This window comes from Streptomyces viridosporus (assembly GCF_002078235.1).
Lineage (GTDB): Bacteria > Actinomycetota > Actinomycetes > Streptomycetales > Streptomycetaceae > Streptomyces > Streptomyces viridosporus.
In genome coordinates, this window is sequence record NZ_MSGP01000962.1 from 1 (window position 1) to 651 (window position 651).

1 protein-coding gene is annotated in these 651 nt (G+C 65.9%); it reads left to right on the top strand.

Annotated elements, in window-relative coordinates; all coding sequences use genetic code 11:
• Positions 1-193 precede the first annotated feature (193 nt).
• Positions 194-651: hypothetical protein (locus B7L92_RS40110; RefSeq protein WP_107501757.1), on the top strand; the 458-nt coding region annotated here is incomplete at its 3' end.

A 651-nucleotide genomic window follows, 5' to 3' on the forward strand; every position in this document is an offset into this window, starting at 1 on the left:
CAAGTGAGCTTATCGGGAACCACGCGGATCGCTGCCCGAGCGCGCCCTTCGCTGACGGGTCGTCAGATTCTTCGTCAGGAGCGATTCTCCGCGCACGGCGCCTCGACGTCACGGGGGTGCCTTCGCCCTGAACGCTACTGCGATCCTTGGATTACACCCTTGCCTCAACTTCAAGGATTGCTACCATGGGTGCATGGCAAGCAACGACAAGCCCCGCCTCATCCCGACCGGCACCTGCTGGTGCGGCTGCGAACGCGAAGTCGGCCTCGGCAAGTTCTTCGCCGCCGGCCACGACAAGGCCGCCGAAGCCGCCCTCATCGCCCTCAAGTACGAGGGCAGCGTCCCGCACTTCCTGCACGCCCACGGCTACGGCCCCCACCACTCCGTCAGCGCGGCCGCCGTCAAGGAAGGCGTCTGGGTGGAGTGCGACGAGTGCAGCACAAAGCCCGGATACCGAGGGACACAAGAGAGCGTCCAGAACCACAAGCGCAAGTACCACCGACGCAGCGACGAGAATGAGGACATCATGGGCGTTACGGGATCCCTGGGACAGGCGGTTCGCGCACTCGGCGGGCTGTGGGACACCCAGCGCGCCGTCACCGCTCTCCGGGACGCTGGACACGGCCAGGGGGACGAGCAGCAGCAGGAAAA